Annotated in this window: 1 protein-coding gene; it reads right to left on the bottom strand. The window is 44.2% G+C overall.

Annotated features, from left to right (window positions below; all coding sequences use genetic code 11):
* Positions 1-94: 94 nt before the first annotated feature.
* A partial coding sequence (locus X919_RS14855; protein WP_036917168.1) for a hypothetical protein occupies positions 95-283 on the bottom strand: 189 nt, incomplete at its 5' end.

Raw genomic sequence — 283 nt, 5'->3', positions numbered from 1 at the left:
TGCGAAGTCTGCTCCATGCAAGGTTGCTCAACTTATTCTTTATCTTCATTTTTGTTATTCCTTTTATTTTTACGCTACTTGTTTGCCACAGCCATTAATCTTCATCTTCGATTTCTTCGCTGCCGCCATCATCAAAATCACCCACCGAGATACTACCCTTGTGGCCTGTTTCTCCACCGCCACCGGGACGTGCCACGGGGCTTTTCGTCAATAACAAATACTCTTCCGGCAAAGGAATGACCCTGCAAACCGGCATTTCATACAGCTTCTTTTGTTTCATTTT

Source organism: Prevotella sp. HJM029 (assembly GCF_000599605.1).
Lineage (GTDB): Bacteria > Bacteroidota > Bacteroidia > Bacteroidales > Bacteroidaceae > Prevotella.
The sequence above is the reverse complement of the archived record's forward strand: the minus strand, read 5'-3'. Positions and strand labels throughout refer to the sequence as shown.